The sequence below is a fragment of the Streptococcus sp. DAT741 genome (assembly GCF_009866825.1).
GTDB classification, from domain to species: domain Bacteria; phylum Bacillota; class Bacilli; order Lactobacillales; family Streptococcaceae; genus Streptococcus; species Streptococcus ruminantium.
In genome coordinates this window covers 1,108,859-1,129,259 of sequence record NZ_CP019557.1, presented here as the reverse complement: position 1 = coordinate 1,129,259, position 20,401 = coordinate 1,108,859, and the positions used below count along the sequence as shown (strand labels likewise).

The 20,401-nt window shown below is 40.6% G+C and carries 12 protein-coding genes; 9 read left to right on the top strand and 3 right to left on the bottom strand.

The annotated features are described in order from the left end of the window. The first annotated feature begins 71 nt into the window (after positions 1-71). Positions 72-845: an LD-carboxypeptidase LdcB/DacB gene (ldcB, locus tag BZG42_RS05425; RefSeq protein ID WP_155996224.1), complete on the top strand. Its 774-nt coding sequence runs from the start codon at positions 72-74 to the stop codon at positions 843-845. 255 nt (positions 846-1,100) lie between these two features. On the opposite strand, the gene BZG42_RS05420 is transcribed toward ldcB, so the two are convergent. Beyond that, positions 1,101-2,705: a permease gene (locus BZG42_RS05420; RefSeq protein ID WP_155996216.1), complete on the bottom strand. Its 1,605-nt coding sequence runs from the start codon at positions 2,703-2,705 to the stop codon at positions 1,101-1,103. Beyond that, positions 2,702-3,445, bottom strand: a complete 744-nt coding sequence (locus BZG42_RS05415; protein WP_120171759.1) for an ABC transporter ATP-binding protein — start codon at positions 3,443-3,445, stop codon at positions 2,702-2,704. Before BZG42_RS05415 ends, BZG42_RS05420 begins: the two co-directional genes overlap by 4 nt. Before the next feature lie 270 nt (positions 3,446-3,715). Between BZG42_RS05415 and uvrC the strand changes: the two genes are divergently transcribed. The 6 genes from uvrC (at position 3,716) to addA (ending at position 14,491) form a co-directional block, all read left to right on the top strand. Beyond that, on the top strand, positions 3,716-5,500 hold the full coding sequence (uvrC, locus tag BZG42_RS05410) for an excinuclease ABC subunit UvrC (RefSeq protein WP_024532919.1): 1,785 nt from the start codon (positions 3,716-3,718) through the stop codon (positions 5,498-5,500). A gap of 57 nt (positions 5,501-5,557) precedes the next feature. Then, positions 5,558-5,686 (top strand): DUF4044 domain-containing protein, encoded by a 129-nt coding sequence (locus tag BZG42_RS05405; protein WP_024532920.1) that lies wholly within the window; start codon positions 5,558-5,560, stop codon positions 5,684-5,686. A gap of 43 nt (positions 5,687-5,729) precedes the next feature. After that, positions 5,730-7,043, top strand: coding sequence for a GTPase ObgE (obgE, locus tag BZG42_RS05400; protein ID WP_155996215.1), 1,314 nt, complete (start codon positions 5,730-5,732; stop codon positions 7,041-7,043). Between the two features lie 180 nt (positions 7,044-7,223). Further along, entirely contained in the window at positions 7,224-7,385 is a 162-nt protein-coding gene (locus tag BZG42_RS05395; RefSeq protein WP_024532922.1) for a hypothetical protein, read from the top strand. A gap of 183 nt (positions 7,386-7,568) precedes the next feature. After that, positions 7,569-10,838 (top strand): ATP-dependent nuclease subunit B, encoded by a 3,270-nt coding sequence (rexB, locus tag BZG42_RS05390; RefSeq protein ID WP_155996214.1) that lies wholly within the window; start codon positions 7,569-7,571, stop codon positions 10,836-10,838. Then, positions 10,835-14,491 carry a helicase-exonuclease AddAB subunit AddA gene (gene addA / locus BZG42_RS05385; protein WP_165437151.1) on the top strand — a complete coding sequence of 1,219 codons (3,657 nt, stop codon included), beginning with the start codon at positions 10,835-10,837 and terminating at the stop codon, positions 14,489-14,491. The genes rexB and addA overlap by 4 nt, the downstream gene beginning before the upstream one ends. A gap of 16 nt (positions 14,492-14,507) precedes the next feature. On the opposite strand, the gene plsY is transcribed toward addA, so the two are convergent. Next, positions 14,508-15,152: a glycerol-3-phosphate 1-O-acyltransferase PlsY gene (plsY, locus tag BZG42_RS05380; protein ID WP_155961970.1), complete on the bottom strand. Its 645-nt coding sequence runs from the start codon at positions 15,150-15,152 to the stop codon at positions 14,508-14,510. A 142-nt stretch (positions 15,153-15,294) separates the two neighbouring features. Here plsY and parE point away from each other — a divergent pair, with 142 nt between their 5' ends. Beyond that, on the top strand, positions 15,295-17,244 hold the full coding sequence (parE, locus tag BZG42_RS05375) for a DNA topoisomerase IV subunit B (RefSeq protein WP_155961971.1): 1,950 nt from the start codon (positions 15,295-15,297) through the stop codon (positions 17,242-17,244). A gap of 613 nt (positions 17,245-17,857) precedes the next feature. Further along, positions 17,858-20,311, top strand: coding sequence for a DNA topoisomerase IV subunit A (gene parC / locus BZG42_RS05370; RefSeq protein ID WP_155996212.1), 2,454 nt, complete (start codon positions 17,858-17,860; stop codon positions 20,309-20,311). Positions 20,312-20,401 lie beyond the last annotated feature (90 nt).

The window sequence follows — 20,401 nt, the reverse complement described above, 5'->3', positions numbered from 1 at the left end:
TAAGGGAAATTCTGATTATTTTGTTGGATTGTGATACAATAGACATAGATATGAAGGAGAATGGGGTGTTTATAGAAATGAAACGTAGCTTTATATTGATGATTCCGATGGTACTATTATTGGCTGCCTGCAATCAAAAAGCAAGCCAGACAACTACTGGTAGCTCCTCCACAAATAGTAGCTCTTCAGCGGTTGTTTCAACTACTAACTCGACAACGACCACAGAGCAATCTACTAGTGATTCTACAACGACTGAGAAGAGCCGAGAAGAAACAACTACAAATACTGGTACAGTGACTAAAGCGCATTTTAATGGTTCCTATTATAGCGTTCAAGGAAAATACGGAGAAGTCATTATTGCTAATAAAAAGCACCCACTTGCGGCTGATTATGCACCAGGTGAAAATCCAACAGCTGCTGCAGCATTTCGGCGATTGATGGCGGATATGCAGGCATTGGGATTCGGTATTTCTAATAGCTATAGTGGATTTCGTTCATATGCACACCAAGCTAGTGTCTATCAGTCGTATGTCAATCAAGAAGGCCAAGCTGCCGCAGATACCTATTCTGCAAGACCCGGTTACAGCGAACATCAAACAGGATTGGCATTTGATTTACTAGATACTAGTGGCAATTTGCTGGAAGAACCGAAAGCATCCCAGTGGTTAGCTACCAATGCACATAACTACGGTTTTGTTGTTCGTTATCTTCCTGGGAAAGAACACATTACAGGCTATATGGCAGAATCTTGGCATGTTCGCTATATCGGTGAAGAAGCGACAGACATTTATAATTCAGGATTGACTTTAGAAGAATATTATAGTGTTCCTGGTGGGGATTACTAAAGGTAATTGTGAGATCAAGCGACTGGTATGAGGTAGCTAAATAGTTAGCATTACTAGCTATTCAGATTTTTAAGATCTTGCGTTGACTATAAAAATGAGCTTGGGACAAAAAGATTTTCAATTTTGAAAATCTCAATTATCAAGTCCTTTAGATCTAGAATTGAACAAAAAAAGCGAACAAAACTAGTTTTCTGACAATCAGAATCTTGGTTTGTTCGCTTTTTATATATGAAATTGGACTATTGTCCCAACCTCTTATAGTTTTTGCCAATAGGCCTTGTAAATATAAAATTGAAGAGCAGCTGATAGCACAACTAGCAGTGTTAATAGGGCAGAACTAACGTAAATTGCCCCAATTGTACCAGCTAAGATAATACTCATAACCATAGCGATAGCCCCTAAAAACATGGTTCCAAGAATGCTACCTGCAATCAGCCATTGTCCACTACCACGGCCAAATAGTTGGTTACTATTCTGCCAGCTAAGCATAAGCAAGCGTTGATCACGCCAATAGTACAATTGTCCTGTGAGTAGGGAAGCTATAATGATGCCGATAATGAAAAAGAGTGCTAGGATAAGGTTGAGTTTCATTAGACCGATAGCTAAAACGAAGTAGAGTAGGGTTGGTAAGAAAAATTGAACTGCCACAATAACCCAGAATTTTTGGATAATAAACTTTTTGAAGTTGATAGGAAGTGTTTGGATAAAGTGATAGTTTTCTTTTTCCAATGACATGGCCACACCGATGAAGGTTGTCGAGCCGGAAAAGAGATTACCAAATAGAAAGCCAGCTAACATAGCGATACCAAAGTACTTCCAGTCAAAGGCACTTAAGCTACCATTTGCAGACATACGACTGAATGCTGGAAATAAAGCTACCCCCATAATGATGGGCTGAATCAAGGTTTGAACCATGAGGTTGCTGTCTTTTAAAGTAGATAAGTGATGTTTAATGAGAGCTTGTTTGAGATTGCTAGGAATTTTTGCAGGCTTAGTGGTTGTCTTCTTGGTAGAAACATTTTCAATCGCTAAAATCTGATTGAAGTAATTAGGAATGATTGCTTTAAAGGCAAAAATAATCAGTCCAATCATCAAGATTAGAGGAATGACAAAGTGTAGAAAAGTTCCGATTGATATTGTCTGGCTAATCACGTAATGGAAGCCAACGAATAGTGGTATAATCGAAAAATTCACGAATCCTCCAGACTGCAAGGATACGGTTTGTTGGGATTGGAGGAACATGATAGCAGCAAATGCCAACAAGGAAGAGCCTGTCATCAAGATGGTCGAAATCATGGTTTTACGAGGACTTTTTGTGAGAATTGCTCCGACAAGATGCATGATAACTAGGTTAACCATATTGACGAATAACCATAAGATTAAGAAAGATGGAATGGCCAGTAAGGCAAAGAGTGAGCCTCGAGTTTGCCAATAGGTAATAAGGAGCAAGGCCAAGCAGGGCATGAGGAAAGGTAAAACCATACCCTGAGCGGAGAAAATCTTAGCGATGAAAACTTCCTGTGCTTTTATGGGGAGAGCCAAATAGAGCTTAGTATCCTTACTATCGTAGAAAACCGAAAAGAATCCGGTAAAGCCATAGACAATAGCAATCAGAGTAAAGAGTGCTAGTTGCAGAGAGAAGAAGCCGACAGAACGACTATAATCCACACCCATAAAGAGAAAAGAATAGATAAGGCCAAAGGTTAAAGTCAATAATAATTGCTGCCGAAGGACGCTTTTATAAGCCGAAAAGGAAGCTGTCTTGCGTTTGTTTTGTTTTTTCTTAATAGAAGCCAAGAGCTGAGGATTGGAGTAAAGAATATTGATCTTGACTAGCTCCCAGATGATGGATTTCTTCATACCTCCTCACCTGCCTTCGTTTGCTGCCGACCAGCTAACTCAAGATAAATAGTTTCCAAGTCCTTGTCTGGATATTGAGATTTGAGTTCATCCAAACTTCCGACGAAAATGAGTTGTCCCTTTCTTAAAATCGCAATACGATCGCAGAGCTGTTCTGCAACAGAAAGGACATGGGTCGAAAATAGGACTGTATGACCAGCTTGAGCGTGGTCTTTCATCATTTGTTTGAGGTCGAAAGATGCTTGGGGATCCAAACCTGTCAAGGGCTCATCCAAAATCCAAATATCAGGATTAGGAATCAAAGCTCCTATGATAATTGTTTTCTGGCGCATACCGTGTGAAAAACTATCAATTGGTTCATGTTGGCGTGCTGTCATATCAAAGAGAGTAGATAGCTTACTGATGCGTTCATCCACTTCCTCTTTAGTCACACCATAAACTTTCCCCAGAAAATGCCAATATTCAAAAGCTGTCAAATGAAGAAATATATCTGGTGAGTCAGGAACGTAGGCGATACGTTTTTTTATGTCATCACGGTGTTCTGCTAGGTTAAGGTTATCTACTATGATATGACCTTGACTGGCTTCAATGATGGAAGTAAGAAGACTGATTGTCGTTGTCTTACCAGCTCCATTATGCCCAATCAATCCGAAAATTTCACCACTTTGAATGGTTAGGTTCAAATCATCAAGTGCAATAGTCTTGCCATAGGCTTTGGTAATGTGATCAAATTGAATCATAACAACCTCCTAAAATATGATAAATTATAACCATTATACTACTGAGTTAGTACAAAAGCAATAGTTCTTTATAAATGTTTTGAGAATATTTTTGCTATTTAATTTAGATTCAGTATTGCTTAATGTATAACCTTTTGACTTAGCTTTTATAACTATAAGGCTATGCTAGGATAAAAAACGATTTACTATAAAATAAAAGAGAAAGTCTTTTTGATAAGGTTTTAGTTGGATACGAGGGTAGAAAACAGGAAAATTTGTTATAATAATCCTATGAATGAAATCATCAAGCATAAATTGGAGTTATTGCCGGACAGCCCTGGTTGTTATCTCCATAAAAATAAGTATGGAAAGATCATTTATGTAGGCAAGGCCAAGAATCTGCGCAATCGGGTTCGGTCTTATTTTCGTGGTGCTCATGACACCAAGACAGAGGCTTTGGTGGCTGAGATAGCTGATTTTGAGTTTATTGTGACTGATTCCAATATTGAGGCGCTTTTGTTAGAAATCAATCTCATTCAAGAAAATAAGCCTCGCTATAACATCATGCTCAAGGATGACAAATCTTACCCCTTTATCAAGATTACTAAGGAACGCCATCCCCGACTCATCATTACGCGACAGATTAAGAAGGATGGTGGTCAGTATTTTGGTCCTTATCCTGATGTTGGCGCAGCCAATCAGACACTGAAGTTATTGGAACGTCTCTACCCTTTTCGCAAATGCAAATTGCCTGAGAATAAGTATTGTCTGTATTACCACTTGGGGCAATGTTTAGCCCACGGGGAAAATTTACCTAGTCTGTCCGATTATGATAGGATGGCAAAGGAAGTCGCTCAGTTTTTGAATGGAAACGATGATAAGATTGTCAAGGAAATCCAAGAAAGGATGAAGCTAGCTGCCAGCAATCTGGAATTTGAAAAGGCTGCGGAATACCGAGATGTTTTACAATCTATATCCACCTTGCGGACCAAACAGCGGGTAATGGCTCATGATTTACAAAATAGGGATGTTTTCGGTTACTATGTGGATAAGGGCTGGATGTGTGTGCAGGTTTTCTTTGTTCGTCAGGGTAAACTGATTGAGCGGAATGTCAATCTTTTTCCCTATTATAACGATGCGGACGAAGATTTTTTGACCTATATCGGTCAGTTTTATAGAGACCAGCAGCATTTAATACCGTCTGAAATCTTGATACCACAGGATATTGACCAAGAAGCCGTAGAAGCCTTGGTTGATACAAAGGTGTTTAAGCCTCAGCGTGGTGAGAAGAAGCAACTTATCAATTTAGCGACTAAGAATGCGCGTGTTAGTCTGGAGCAGAAGTTCAACCTTTTGGAGAAGAACCTGGAGAAGACCTATGGTGCTATCGAGAATATTGGTCAACTTTTGGGGATTCCGACACCTCTTCGGATAGAGGCTTTTGATAATTCCAATACTATGGGAACCAGTCCTGTGTCAGCTATGGTCGTTTTTGAAAATGGTGTTCCAAATAAGAAGGAGTACCGTAAGTACAAGATTAAGACGGTAGAAGGACCAGATGATTATGCTTCTATGCGTGAAGTTCTTTATCGTAGATATAGTCGAGTTCAGCGAGAAAGTTTGATCGTTCCTGACTTGATTATCATTGACGGAGGTCAGGGACAAGTCAATGTAGCAAAAGAGGTTATTGAGCAAGAGCTGGGGATGGCTATTCCGATTGCTGGTTTGCAAAAGAATGACAGACACCAGACACATGAATTGTTGTTTGGAGATCCACTAGAAGTGGTGAGCTTGCCTCGTAATTCCCAGGAATTTTTCTTGCTTCACCGTATTCAGGATGAGGTTCATCGTTTTGCTATTGAATTTCATCGTCAGTTGCGATCTAAAAATTCTTTCTCTTCCAAATTAGATGGTATTGAAGGGTTGGGTCCCAAACGCAAGCAGGCACTCATGAAACATTTCAAATCCATTGGGAAAATTCAGGCAGCAAGTTTACAGGAAATCGCTGATGTCGGTGTACCATACAAGGTAGCAGAGAGAGTGAAAGAAAGCTTATCGCCCAAGGATCAGAATTGAAAACTATCTTACAATGTGGTAGAATAGGTTATCAATGACTGAAATAAGGAGAAAGCAATGGCTTTTGGTGAAGAAAAACATAAAAAAACAACGTTTGAAAAGGTAACATTAGCGATTGTTGTCGTGATGGTCGTCGTGACACTAGCTGGTTTGATTTTACCGGCAATCAATGCATTGATGAAGTAAAACGCTACTAGGCGTTTTTTTCTAGGAAAGAATAGGTTAAATTATGAGTATGTTTTTAGATACTGCTAAGATAAAGGTCAAGGCTGGTAAAGGTGGAGATGGCATGGTTGCCTTCCGCCGCGAAAAGTATGTACCAAATGGCGGTCCTTGGGGTGGAGATGGTGGTCGTGGAGGCAATGTCATCTTTACGGTTGATGAAGGTCTGCGTACCCTGATGGACTTCCGTTACAATCGTACTTTCAAGGCTGATGCTGGTGAAAAAGGGATGACAAAAGGCATGCATGGTCGCGGTGCTGAGGATCTTTATGTACGAGTCCCTCAAGGAACAACAGTCCGTGATGCAGATACTGGAAAGATTATCACAGACTTGGTTGAAAATGGGCAAGAATTTATTGTTGCTCACGGTGGTCGTGGTGGTCGTGGAAATATTCGTTTTGCGACACCTAAGAATCCTGCGCCAGAGATTTCTGAAAATGGTGAGCCAGGCGAGGAACGCAATCTTGAATTAGAATTGAAGGTTTTGGCTGATGTCGGTCTTGTTGGATTCCCATCGGTTGGGAAATCAACCCTTCTCAGTGTTATAACGGCTGCCAAGCCCAAAATCGGTGCTTACCATTTTACGACGATTGTACCGAATTTAGGGATGGTTCGTACCAAGTCTGGTGAATCATTTGCAGTTGCGGACTTACCGGGACTGATTGAGGGAGCTAGTCAGGGAGTTGGTTTGGGAACACAATTCCTCCGTCATATTGAGCGGACTCGTGTTATCCTTCATGTCTTAGATATGTCTGCGAGCGAAGGACGTGATCCATACGAGGATTATGTAGCTATTAACAAAGAGCTAGAGACCTATAATCTGCGCCTGATGGAGCGTCCGCAGATTATTGTTGCTAACAAGATGGATATGCCAGAAGCAGCTGATAATTTGAAAGAATTTCAGAAAAAATTGGCAGCTAACTACGATGAATTTGACGAGTTGCCTAAGATTTTCCCTATTTCAGGAATCGCTCACCAAGGTCTGGAAAATCTGCTGGAAGCCACTGCAGAGTTGCTAGAAAAAACACCAGAATTCTTGCTCTACGATGCTTCAGATTTTCAGGAAGAAGAAGTTTATTATGGCTTTAATCCAGATGAACCAGCATTTGACATCAGTCGCGCAGATGATGCAAGTTGGATTCTATCTGGTGAAAAACTTGAAAAGCTCTTTACCATGACCAACTTTGATCGTGATGAATCCGTTATGAAATTTGCTCGTCAATTACGAGGAATGGGGGTTGATGAAGCCCTCCGTGTGCGTGGAGCAAAAGATGGAGATATTGTTCGTATCGGTAAGTTTGAGTTTGAATTTGTAGACTAAGATACCACATAGCAGTGTTCTAGGTGCAAGCTCAGAAGCTGAAGAATGTCCAGTTTTAACCTGGGTCAAACATTGGGAGACGCGATAATTGTCTTACTCACTCTGGATAAATAGTATCAATTGTCCGCCCTTTGTGTCGTGTTCTTTCTGATTTGAAGAATGATTTATGAGGAGGTATTTATGGGTGATAAACCAATATCCTTCAAGGATAAAGATGGTAACTTTGTTTCAGCGGCTGACATTTGGAATGCTGAAAAATTGGAAGAATTGTTTAACAAGCTTAACCCTAATCGTAAATTACGCTTGGAACGGGAGCGCTTGGCAAAAGAGCAAGACGCATAGAAAAGAAGAAGGAAAGTCTCATCTTTCCTTTTTATTATATTCTGAATTTTGATATACTAGTGATGGTAGAATCTTTTGAGAGATTGTAGTAAGTATTGAAGATTACCAAGGATTTATCAGAGCATATCTAGTCAATTTTGATGTAGACTGACTGGATATTTTTAGAAAGTATGAGTGTTTCTTATGAAATTAGTCTATACAGATATACGAAACCCTCTGACGCAGTTTTTAACGGAGATTGCAGCAGATTATGCTAAACAAGGGAAGCGTGTCTTTTATATTGCACCCAACTCTTTGTCTTTTGAGATGGAACGTAAGGTCTTGAGAAATCTACAAGAACAGGCTTCTTTTGATATTATTGTGACACGTTTTGAACAATTGACACGCTACTTGATGATCAAGCAGATAGGAACAGGTCAAGCAATTGATGATGTTGGTTTGGCTATGATTTTCTTCAGAGTCTTATCGCAATTTGAAGATGGAGAGCTGAAGGTTTATGGGCGCTTACAGACTGATTTTGCTTTCATCAATCAGCTGGTTGCCTTGTACAAAGAATTGCAACGTGCCAATATGTCTGTCTTGGATTTAGAAGCTATGGGTTCTCCAGACAAACAGGCTGATCTCGTTCGGATTTTTTTAGCAGTGACTGAACTGCTATCTAAAGAGGGATTTGAACACCAATCTAAGTTGGCACAGTTAACAGCTTTGCTCGAAACCAATCAGCTAGATGAGGAACTACAGGACATTGTTTTAATTGTAGATGGATTTTCCCGTTTTTCCGCGGAAGAAGAAGCTTTGGTAGCGGCTTTGAACAGTCGTGTAAAAGAAATCTTTATCGGTGTTTATGCCAGTAAAAAGGCGATTCAAGCTAGTTATATAGAGGGTAATGTCTATCAAGCCAGTGTTGACTTTTTGCGACAGTTGTCCGCTCAATTCGGTGTCAAGGCAACCTATGTTGGACAAGATCCTGCTTTGGATGGCTTAAGCAAACTTTCTAAGAACATGGAATCCTACTATGACTATAGTGGTTCTGTGCTGGATTTGACAGATGAAGATCTGAAAAGAGTTCAACTCTGGGATGTGGTCAATCAGAAAGAAGAGGTGGAGCAGGTTGCAACGGCCATCCGTCAGCACCTGCATCAGGGAGTTCGTTATAAGGATATTTTGTTACTTCTGGGTGATGTGGATAGCTATGCATTGCAGATTGGGAAGATTTTTGATAAGTACGAAATTCCTTACTATTTTGGCAAGGCAGAAGAAATGAGCCACCACCCACTCGTTCATTTTATTGAGTCGTTGGATAGATTGCAACGGTATCGTTTTCGAGCTGAAGATTTGCTCAATCTCCTTAAATCAGGTTTATATGCCAACATTCCTCAAAAAGAGCAGGATCTTTTTGAATCCTATATTCTTTTTGCAGATATAAAGGGTCAGGCTGCTTTTTCGCGTGCGTTTTCGGTCAATAGCAGAGCAGATTATGATAAGGTTGTCATAAAAGATAGAGGACTTGTCTATGATTTGAATATCTTAGAACCCTTGCGAGCAAAAATTATGGAGCCCTTGAATGATCTATTTAAGACAGGTGTTCGATCCGGTTCCAATTTGCTGGAGAAATTTATGGCCTTCTTAGAGGCTGTTCATCTCCCTCAAAATATGGAAAAACTATCTCGAGGACTAAATGAAGTTGAACGGGAAAAAGAAGAGCAGGTCTGGAAAAGTTTTACATATATCCTGCATTCTTTCCACCAGATTTTTGGTAAAGAAAAGCTGAAACTAGCTGACTTTTTAGCTATTTTACGGGCAGGCATGCAGGCTAGTCATTATCGGACCGTTCCTGCAACTGTTGACGTGGTGAATATTAAGTCCTATGACTTGATTGAGCCTCATTCTGCTAAATATGTCTATGCTATCGGTATGGGACAATCTAACTTTCCAAAGGTTGTCAAAAACACTAGTCTTCTAACGGAAGAAGAGATGGAAAAGGTTAATCTTGTATCAGCCACTTCATCACGTTTTGATCTGGTGAGTCGGGAAAATATCAAGAAGAATCACGCTGCCATGATGTCTCTGTTGAATGCTGCAACAGAGCAACTAATCATTTCAACGCCACAGATTTACAAAGAAGAGGAAAATAGTCATTCTCCCTACGTCAAAATTTTACAAAAGATGGGTTTAAAAGTGGAAGAACGAGGTCGCAATAAAACACTTCATCCACAAGATATTGGTCACTATAAGAGTCTCTTATCACGAGTGGTGGAATTGGAAAATCCAGCTCTTGAAGGGGAAGAATGGGAAGGACAAGCAGCTTTTTGGATGGTTCTAGTTCGGCATTTAAAGAAAAAACTAGAGTCGCAAGATATTGAGATTCCGACCATTACAGGAGACATTTCTTCTAAAAAACTGGCAGATGAAACTCTAGCTATCCTCTATCCGGAAGATAAGCCTTTGAATCTTTCAGCCTCTAGTTTGACCAATTTTTACAATAACCAGTATCTCTATTTTGTCCGCAATGTACTACGTTTGAGAGAGCAGGAATCCATCCATCCAACAGCTTTTCAGCACGGTTTATTTTTGCATAGGATTTTTGAGCGTCTGGTAATGGATCAAACGGATAATAGCTTTGATGAGAAGCTGGAGATGGCAATCACTAATACTCGCTCGGAAGCTGAGTTTGCCATGTTTTACAATCAGGATGCGGAGGCTCGCTTTACAGAAGAGGTTCTGGATAAGATTGCACGCTCCAGTGCAACAGTTTTAAGGGATAATGATACAATCGTTATTGATGGTCAGGAAAAAAGTTTCCGTCAAGAGAAAGCTCTTTCCTTATGCTTGGAAACTGGAAGGCAGATTCATATAAATGGTACCATTGATCGCTTAGATACCTTACAGAATAATCAGGCGATTGGTGTTGTAGACTACAAGTCTAGTGATCAGACTTTTTCTCTTGCTGATTTTTACAACGGTTTAAAGCCTCAGTTGGTAACCTACTTAGCGGCCTTGCAGGAGTTGGAAGAAACCAAGGATAAACCTATTTTTGGTGCTATGTATTTGCATTTGCAGGATCCGATTGTTAAGTTAAAAGATACGAGGAGCATGGAGCAACTGGAAGGGATTGCGAATAGCAGTTTAGTTTACAAAGGCTTGTATTTAAAAGAGCAGAGTATTGGTTTGAATAGTTTATATCAGACGTACAATCAGCTCTACACAGAAGATGAATTTAGGACCTTGTTGGCTTACAATCAGCACCTTTACAAACAAGCAGCTCAAGATATTCTTGCAGGCCGCTTTGCTATTAACCCTTACACGAAAGATGGGCGTTCAGTAGTAGGTGATCAGTTGAAAGCTATCACTGGATTTGAAGCAGATCGACACATGAAAATGGCTCGGCGCCTGGTTAGGGAAGCGAAGAGGCAAGATTGGATAGAACGGATGAAAGGGGGAGAGAACAAATGACATTTGAAGGCTTTTTGGGCCCTGAGGAAATTGCAGATTTACAAGCAGCCGAACTTGTTTCTGATAAGGAACAAAAGCGAACCCCTGAGCAAATAGAAGCTATTTATACGTATGGACAAAATATTCTGGTTTCTGCATCCGCAGGGTCTGGTAAAACCTTTGTGATGGTTCAGCGGATATTGGACAAGCTCAAGCGTGGTGTTGGGATTGACCAGCTCTTTATCTCAACTTTTACAGTCAAAGCTGCGGGCGAATTAAAGGAACGGATTGAGAAAAATCTCAATGAGACTATTGCCCAGATAAGTGATATGGACTTGCGTAGACATCTATCTGCTCAACTGGCAGATCTTACCAAGGCAGATATTGGAACCATGGATGCCTTTACTCAGAAATTGGTCACGACCTATGGCTACAGTCTGGGAATCTCACCTCAATTTCGTATCTTGCAGGACGAAGTAGAGAAAGCAGCCTTCAAAAAAGAAGTTTTTAGTCAGTTATTTGAGCAGTATATTGATCAGGATACTTCTGGGAACTTTCGCAAGCTAGTTCGTAATTTTTCTGGCAATCACAAGGATAATAGTGGCTTTCGTGAGGTGGTCTATCAGATTTATGAATTCAGTCAATCAACCAGCAATCCATCAGAATGGTTAACACGTATAGCCGTTCAGGCAGATATGTATAGTCCAGAGAAGATTGAGCAACAACTTAATCAAGGTGTTAAGGATAGGGTATTAAACCAGCTTTACCAAGCTGAGGATTTTTTCCGTCATCATGTAGAATGGGGGAGGAGAGATTTTGGTTCTGCTAAGTATTTTGCCAAGGTAGAAGAGGTGGTTCATCTTTTGTCCGATTTAGAACATCTCAATACTGAGCAGTTGACGAAACGGGTTGAAACCATTCTCCTTATCAATGACCAGTCACGTGGTAAGGGATTAACCAATGCTAATCGTCCTAAGGATGAGCATTTGGTTGCCTTCAAAGAAGAATACAATGCAGGAAAGAGTGAAATCATCGCTAACTTGCGTGATATAAGGCAAGAAGTTTACGAGCTGAACTTGCTGAAAGAATACCAGAGTCAGGCGATTCCATTGCTGGAATTATTACGTGATTTTGTTTTAGATTTTTCACAAGCTTATTTGGACTTGAAAATCAGTGAAGCGGCCTTTGAATTTGGAGACATTGGACATTTTGCTATTCGGATTTTAGAGGAAAATGCGGAGATACGCCAGCATTTCCAAGAAAAATACCATGAGGTTATGGTGGACGAGTACCAGGATAACAACCATAGTCAGGAGCGGATGCTAGACTTACTCTCTAATGGGCATAACCGCTTTATGGTGGGGGACATCAAGCAGTCCATCTACCGTTTCCGTCAGGCCGACCCTATGATTTTTCAGGAGAAGTTTGAAACCTATCAGAAAAATCCATCTGCTGGGAAATTGATATTGCTTAAGGAAAATTTCCGTAGTCAGATAGAGGTTTTAGAAGCTACCAATGCCATTTTTACAAGATTGATGGATCGTGAAGTTGGGGAAATCAGGTATGACGAGACACATCATCTGGTAGCAGGTAGTCCGAGTCAGAAGCTTCTTCAACCCCAGCATGAGATGGAGTATTTGATTTATGACAATGAGGAAGGAAGCCGCCCATCAAGCAAGGAGACTATTGATGAGGCTACATTGACTGCTGGTGAGGTAGAAGTCGTTGCCAAGGAAATCATTCGCCTCCATAATGAAAAAGGAGTTGAGTTTAAGGATATTACTCTCTTGGTGCAAAAGCGAACCCATAATGACTTGATTATGTCCATTTTTGACAAGCATGGGATCCCACTGGTAGCAGATGGAGGGACAGCTTCCTACCTAAAATCCTTGGAAGTTATGGTTATGTTGGATACGTTACGTATCATTAACCATCCACTCAATGACTATGCTTTAGTCGCTCTTCTCAAATCACCGATGTTTCGATTTGATGAGGACGAATTAACGAGGATTGCCCTACAGGCTAGCAGAGGTTTTTATTACCAAAAAATGAAACTGGCTCAAGCCGGTACCGGTCAGCATCCAGAATTGATTGATAATATCTTCAAAAGGAAAATTGGAGACTTTCTATCTATTTTAGACAGCTGGCGATCTTATGCAAAACTGCATTCTATCTATGACTTGATTTGGAAGATTTTCAATGAAAAATTCTACTATGATTATGTTGGTGCCCTTCCAAATGGTAGCAAGCGTCAAGCCAATCTCTATGCTCTGGGTCTTCGTGCTAATCAATTTGAAAAGACTGGTTATAAGGGACTGGCTCGTTTTATAGCCATGATTGACAGAGCTTTGGCCAATAATAAGGACTTAGCAGATGTCCAAGAATTTTTGCCACAGAATGCCGTACAACTTATGACGATTCACAAGTCAAAGGGGTTAGAATTTAGCTATGTCTTCTTGATGAATAGTGATAAGCGTTTTAATTTGGAAGATCACTATCAATCGGTCATTATTAGTCGGAAAAATGGTTTGGGTATCCAGTATATAGCGGATATGAAAGCCAGAGTCAACAGTCCGCTGCCACAGGTCCGTGTTTTAATGACCACCTTGCCTTATCGACAAAATCTTCAAGAACTGAAAATTGCCAATCTATCTGAGCAGATGCGTTTACTCTATGTAGCTTTGACTCGTGCGAAGAAAAAGCTATACTTGGTTGGAAAAGGGAATGCAGAAAAACTAGCCAATCGCTTTGATGGCAAGAGAGAAAATGGTGTTCTGGCCAAATCAAGTAGGGAAAGTATGGCAACCTTTCAGGACTGGATCTTGGGCATTGATGCAGCTTTTTCCGAAGAAAATCTTCATTTTAAGAAAGTATTTGTTACCGATGAAGATTTGACTGAAGACAAGATTGGAAAACTAGTGGTTAAACATAAGTTAGAGGGCGCCAGTTTACAACATATTCGTCAGTCAGAAGATATGACAACCGCCTTGAATCAGTTGTCATCTGTCCAAGATTTAAATACCAAATACAAGTCTGCTATTGAATTACCTAGCTTGCGAACACCAAGTCAAATCAAAAAGCTTTATGAACCTGTTTTGGAGCAAGAAGGCTTGGAAATCATGGAGACATATCGGCCAAAAGTCAAATTTGATCTACCAGATTTTTCTAAGAAACTAACCATTAGTAGTGCACAAATCGGATCAGCAGTTCATGAACTGATGCAGCGCCTTGATTTATCTTGGTTAGTGACAGAAGACACAGTTTTCCAAGCCCTACAGGGGGTTCAAGCAGAGCAAGAGGTAAAGGATAAGATTGATATTCAAAAAATCTTGGATTTCTTTGATACAGATTTGGGGAAAGAAATTTTGTCAAACACAGACAAGCTCCATCGTGAAGCACCATTTGCTAGCCTGCAAATCGATCCTCTTTCGCAGGAACAGTTTGTCCTTCGAGGAATTATTGATGGCTATCTGCTTTATGCTGATCATATTGTTCTCTTTGATTATAAGACGGATAAATACGATCATCCCAGTCAATTGTGTGACCGTTACAAGACACAGATGGGGCTCTATGCAGAAGCATTAAAAAAAGCCTACACTAGAAATCGTGTAGACTGTTATTTGATTTTACTTGGTGGTGATAGGATTGAGGTTGTGTCAATTGATGTGGAATAAGAATAGAAGCGAGTTTTTACGCTCGCTTTTTTTGCTTGGTTAGATTGAGCCCAAAAGGAACCATATTCTCTTCCTTTTTGAGGATGCGCCTGATATTCTCTTTATGGCGAATAATGACAAATAATCCCAAGAAGATGATAATCAATGTAAATAACCAGTCATATCCTATCAATAGAAAACCAATCGCTGGAAATAACAAAGCTCCCAAGATAGCTAGGCCAGCCGCTAAAACGCTAGAAAAGGATACCATAGAAGTCAGGTAGAGGGAAGTCACAAAAATAATGACCAGATAGAGGCAAAAGGCTGGAGCCACTCCCAAAAGCATACCGGCTGAAGTTGCAACTGCCTTTCCTCCCTTAAATTGTGCGAAAATAGGAAAAGTATGTCCTAAAACTGCCATCAGCCCAAATACAATCGGAGAAATACCTTGAACATGGAAGAAAACAGGCAGTAAAGCTGCTAAGGTACCTTTTAAGAAATCCACTACAAACACCACTGTTCCGGCTTTTGGACCAAGGATACGGAAAGTGTTGGTTGTACCAGTATTGCCCGAACCATGCTCACGAATATTGATTTTGAAAAAGAATTGACCAATCCAGAGACCAGACGGGATAGAGCCCAATAAATAAGCAACTAGTAGTAAAATAAAATTCAATAACATGCTCTCATTATAGCATATTCTCAGACAATTTTGTCTAAAATATCCTTGAGTAAGTTGTCTCATCGGATAGAAAACAGAAATTTTTTGCAAAAATAAACAAAAACTTGTAATATAGAAAGGATGATAAGTATGGAGGTCAGTTTTGGCTAAAAAAGAGATTACTGTAAATAATTATAACGATGATGCCATTCAGGTGTTGGAAGGTTTAGATGCGGTTCGTAAACGCCCCGGCATGTATATTGGCTCAACAGATGGCAATGGTCTACACCACATGGTTTGGGAGATTGTTGATAATGCTGTTGATGAAGCGCTATCTGGCTTTGGTGATCGTATTGATGTAAGAATTAATAAAGATGGTAGTCTTTCAGTCACTGACCGAGGGCGTGGTATGCCGGTTGGTATGCATGTCACAGGAAAGCCAACTGTTGAAGTCATCTTCACCGTTCTACATGCAGGTGGTAAGTTCGGTCAAGGTGGTTATAAAACGTCGGGCGGCTTGCACGGGGTGGGGTCTTCAGTGGTCAATGCCCTGTCTAGTTGGTTGGAAGTTGAAATTACCCGTGATGGTGCTATCTATAAACAGCGTTTTGAGCAGGGTGGAAATCCAGTTACAACCTTGACAAAAATTGGTACCGCACCAAAATCAAAAACTGGTACGAAGGTCACTTTTATGCCTGATGACACTGTCTTTTCCACGACAGATTTCAAGTTCAACACCATTTCCGAACGCTTGAAAGAGTCAGCATTCTTGCTCAAACAAGTCACCATGACTCTTACAGATGAGCGGACCGGTGAGCACGAAGAGTACCATTATGAAAACGGTGTGCAGGATTTTGTTTCTTATTTAAACGAGGACAAGGAGACTTTGACGCCCGTTCTTTACTTTGAAGGAGAAGACTCTGGTTTTCAAGTTCAAGTGGCTATGCAGTACAATGATGGCTACTCAGATAACATTCTGTCCTTTGTCAATAATGTCCGTACTAAAGACGGAGGTACCCATGAAACAGGTCTAAAATTAGCTATTACCAAGGCTATGAACGACTACGCTCGCAAGACTAATTTACTAAAGGAAAAAGATAAAAACTTGGAAGGTTCTGACTATCGTGAGGGTCTGTCTGCGGTATTGTCTATTCTCGTTCCTGAAGAACATTTGCAGTTTGAAGGACAGACCAAGGACAAGTTGGGAAGTCCCTTGGCTAGACCAGTTGTGGACGGCATTGTCTCGGATAAGTTGACGTTCTTCCTTTTAGAAAATGGCGAGTTAGCTTCTAATCTGGTTCGCAAAGCTATTAAGGCTCGTGATGCCCGTGAAGCTGCCCGTAAGGCTCGTGATGAGTCTAGAAATGGTAAGAAGAATAAGAAAGATAAAGGCTTATTGTCAGGAAAACTGACTCCAGCCCAATCCAAGAATCCAGCTAAAAATGAACTGTATCTCGTGGAGGGAGACTCTGCTGGTGGGTCTGCTAAACAGGGACGAGATCGTAAGTTTCAAGCCATTCTTCCCCTGCGCGGTAAGGTTATCAATACCGCCAAGGCTAAGATGGCAGACATCCTTAAAAATGAAGAAATCAACACTATGATTTATACCATTGGTGCTGGTGTTGGCTCTGATTTTACTCTTGAAGATGTTAATTATGACAAGATTATCATTATGACCGATGCGGATACGGATGGAGCTCATATTCAGACTCTCTTGTTGACATTCTTTTATCGCTATATGCGACCATTAGTAGAGGCAGGTCGTGTCTACATTGCTCTTCCTCCTCTTTATAAAATGTCCAAGGGTAAAGGAAAGACAGAGAAGATTGCCTATGCCTGGTCAGATGGCGAACTTGAAGATCTTCGTAAGGTATTTGGCAAGGGATCTACCTTGCAACGCTACAAGGGTTTAGGTGAGATGAATGCAGACCAGCTTTGGGAAACCACCATGAATCCCGATACTCGTACCCTCATTCGTGTAACGATTGAAGATTTAGCGCGTGCTGAACGTCGTGTTTCCGTCCTTATGGGCGATAAGGTTGAACCACGCCGCAAATGGATTGAGGATAATGTCAAGTTTACTTTGGAAGAAGCTACAGCATTTACCAAATAAACTGAGGCAGGGTATGGCTTTAGAAAATAAACTAGGAACTAGGAATGCAACTATGGTTAGCTCGTCTTGAAGAGCGGAGAAGCTAGAAAAAGGTTGTTCAGTTATTCAAGATTGCTTGACTATTCAAGATAGAAATTGAGAAATGTTTAAGACGTTCTCAAATTCATCGAGTTTTAACTTGAAGGCATTTATGGTTTTGCCGGTAAAATTCGTCACACCAATGTCGCCCAAGATTGCTGTCAAATTGCACCACGTATTTTTTAGAGCAATCCTTAAACTATATCGACAAGCTACCTCGTGAGACCTTTGATGATATTGTTGAAAAATATGCTAATCTGAACATTGTTCACCCATTTTTATCGTATCAAAAGGTCGGAATTGATTTTGAACAAGATTGAAGTGATTTAAGGTCAGATCAAACAGTCAGAGGAGTAACTATTTGAGATTGGAAACAACGGGAAATAGTGATTTCCCTACCATTGTGGCCTTGCTCCTAGACATTTTTCCTACTCGTATGATTGATTTTTACTTCTGAGAAAATTGTAGAGATCACGAAATGTTTGACTAGGCAGTAAGAAAATTCTATAGTATAGATATTTAATTGAGGTATCTTATGAGTAACATTCAACACATGTCCCTTGAGGACATCATGGGAGAGCGTTTTGGTCGCTACTCCAAATACATTATTCAGGAGCGTGCGCTTCCTGATATTCGTGATGGTTTAAAGCCCGTTCAGCGCCGGATTCTTTATTCTATGAATAGGGATGGTAACACCTTTGACAAGGGGTATCGTAAGTCTGCTAAGTCAGTCGGTAATATCATGGGGAATTTTCATCCACATGGTGATTCCTCCATTTATGAAGCCATGGTGCGCATGAGTCAGGACTGGAAAAATCGCGAGATTCTGGTGGAAATGCATGGGAACAATGGTTCTATGGATGGTGATCCACCTGCTGCTATGCGTTATACTGAGGCACGCCTGTCGGAAATGGCTGGCTATCTCCTTGCTGACATAGAGAAAAAGACGGTGCCTTTTGCATGGAACTTTGATGATACAGAAAAAGAACCTACAGTACTACCGGCTGCCTTCCCAAATCTTTTGGTCAATGGAGCAACGGGGATTTCAGCAGGCTATGCGACTGATATTCCACCGCATAATTTGGCAGAGGTTATTGATGCTGTTGTTTATCTGATTGATCATCCGACAGCGAAACTAGAAAAACTCATGGAGTTCCTGCCGGGACCAGACTTCCCGACAGGTGCTATTATCCAAGGGGCTGATGAAATCAGGAAGGCCTATGAAACTGGTAAGGGGCGTGTCGTTGTCCGTAGTCGTTGTGAGATTGAACAGCTCAAGGCTGGCAAGAAACAAATTGTCGTTACTGAAATTCCTTATGAAGTCAATAAGGCTACTTTAGTTAAAAAGATTGATGATGTTCGAGTGAACAATAAAGTACCTGGTATTGCAGAAGTTCGGGATGAATCAGATCGTACAGGCTTGCGGATTGCTATTGAGTTAAAAAAGGATAGTGATGAACAGACCATTCTCAACTATCTCTACAAGTACACTGATTTACAAATCAATTATAACTTTAATATGGTTGCGATTGATAACTTTACACCGCGTCAGGTCGGCTTGCAGAAAATTCTATCCAGCTATATTACCCATCGCAGAGAGATTATCATTGCACGTTCCAAGTTTGATAAGGAAAAAGCTGAGAAACGACTTCATATTGTAGAAGGCTTGATTCGAGTTATTTCGATTCTTGATGAGGTTATCGCCCTAATCCGTGCTTCTGAGAATAAGTCGGATGCCAAGGAAAACCTAAAAGTTAGCTATGAATTTAGTGAGGAACAAGCAGAAGCAATTGTGACCTTACAACTTTATCGTTTGACAAATACGGATATTGTTACCTTGGAAAACGAAGAAGCTGCCTTACGTGAGCAGATTCAGACTTTAGCAGCTATTATCGGTGATGAGCGTACTATGTTCAACCTCATGAAAAAAGAGTTGCGTGATGTCAAGAAACAATTTGGTAATCCTAGATTAAGTGAATTGCAAGATTATGCAGAAGCCATCGAAATTGATACGGCCAGCTTGATTGTTGAAGAAGAGACCTTCGTCAGCGTAACCAAGGCGGGCTATGTTAAACGAACTAGTCCACGTTCTTTTAATGCCTCAACGCTTGAAGAAATGGGGAAACGGGATGATGATCAGCTAATTTTCTTACAGAATGCTAAGACAACTCAGCATCTCTTACTCTTTACTAATCTTGGTAATGTTATCTACCGACCAGTTCATGAACTGACAGATATTCGTTGGAAGGATATTGGAGAACACCTCAGTCAGACATTGATGAATTTTGAAACTAATGAAGAGATTATCTTTGCTGAATTGTTAGAGAATTTTGAAGAGGGGACTTACTTTGCGGCAACCAAGTATGGTCAGATTAAGCGTGTGGAGCGTAAGGAATTCACTCCTTGGCGGACTTACAAGTCAAAATCAACCAAGTATGCTAAATTAAAAGATGCAGAAGATGTGGTTATCGCAGTATCTCCAGTGGTTTTGGATGACATGATGATCATCACAGAAAAAGGGTATGCTCTGCGATTCAACATCGAAGAAGTGCCAGTCATCGGTGCTAAGGCAGCCGGTGTCAAGGCGATCAATCTCAAAGATAAAGACACGGTGGTTGCAGCTTTTATCAGCAATACTAGTTCAAGTTATATCTTGACTCAGCGTGGTAGTCTAAAGCGTATGGCGACGAATGATATTCCGGTGACCAGCCGTGCTAAGCGTGGTTTACAAGTTTTACGTGAGCTCAAAGCGAAGCCCCATCGTGTCTTTGCAGCTGGACCGATTCTGACAGATCAAGGAGATTTTGATTTATTTACCAGTCAAGTCGAAGAGGAAACATCGAGTCAAATGCTCCATGTTCAGTCCAAAACTGGTAAAGTCCATCAAATAGATCTCATTCAGCTCAGCCTATCAGAGCGCACTAGCAATGGCAGCTTTATCTCAGATACAATTTCTGATGAGGAAGTTTTCAGAGCATGGATTGATTAGAAACAAACTCGCTATGGCGGGTTTTTATTGTATTCACAAAATTTTCTGAATTTTTAATTGAAAATCCATTGTAAAAGTAGTAAAATAATA

Bases quoted from the DNA above. Each gene is read 5' to 3' on its own strand.
- BZG42_RS05420 (WP_155996216.1), bottom strand. From the start codon at position 2,705: ATGAAGAAATCCATCATCTGGGAGCTAGTCAAGATCAATATTCTTTAC.
- BZG42_RS05415 (WP_120171759.1), bottom strand. From the start codon at position 3,445: ATGATTCAATTTGATCACATTACCAAAGCCTATGGCAAGACTATTGCA.
- uvrC (WP_024532919.1), top strand. From the start codon at position 3,716: ATGAATGAAATCATCAAGCATAAATTGGAGTTATTGCCGGACAGCCCT.
- BZG42_RS05405 (WP_024532920.1), top strand. From the start codon at position 5,558: ATGGCTTTTGGTGAAGAAAAACATAAAAAAACAACGTTTGAAAAGGTA.
- obgE (WP_155996215.1), top strand. From the start codon at position 5,730: ATGAGTATGTTTTTAGATACTGCTAAGATAAAGGTCAAGGCTGGTAAA.
- BZG42_RS05395 (WP_024532922.1), top strand. From the start codon at position 7,224: ATGGGTGATAAACCAATATCCTTCAAGGATAAAGATGGTAACTTTGTT.
- rexB (WP_155996214.1), top strand. From the start codon at position 7,569: ATGAAATTAGTCTATACAGATATACGAAACCCTCTGACGCAGTTTTTA.
- addA (WP_165437151.1), top strand. From the start codon at position 10,835: ATGACATTTGAAGGCTTTTTGGGCCCTGAGGAAATTGCAGATTTACAA.
- plsY (WP_155961970.1), bottom strand. From the start codon at position 15,152: ATGTTATTGAATTTTATTTTACTACTAGTTGCTTATTTATTGGGCTCT.
- parC (WP_155996212.1), top strand. From the start codon at position 17,858: ATGAGTAACATTCAACACATGTCCCTTGAGGACATCATGGGAGAGCGT.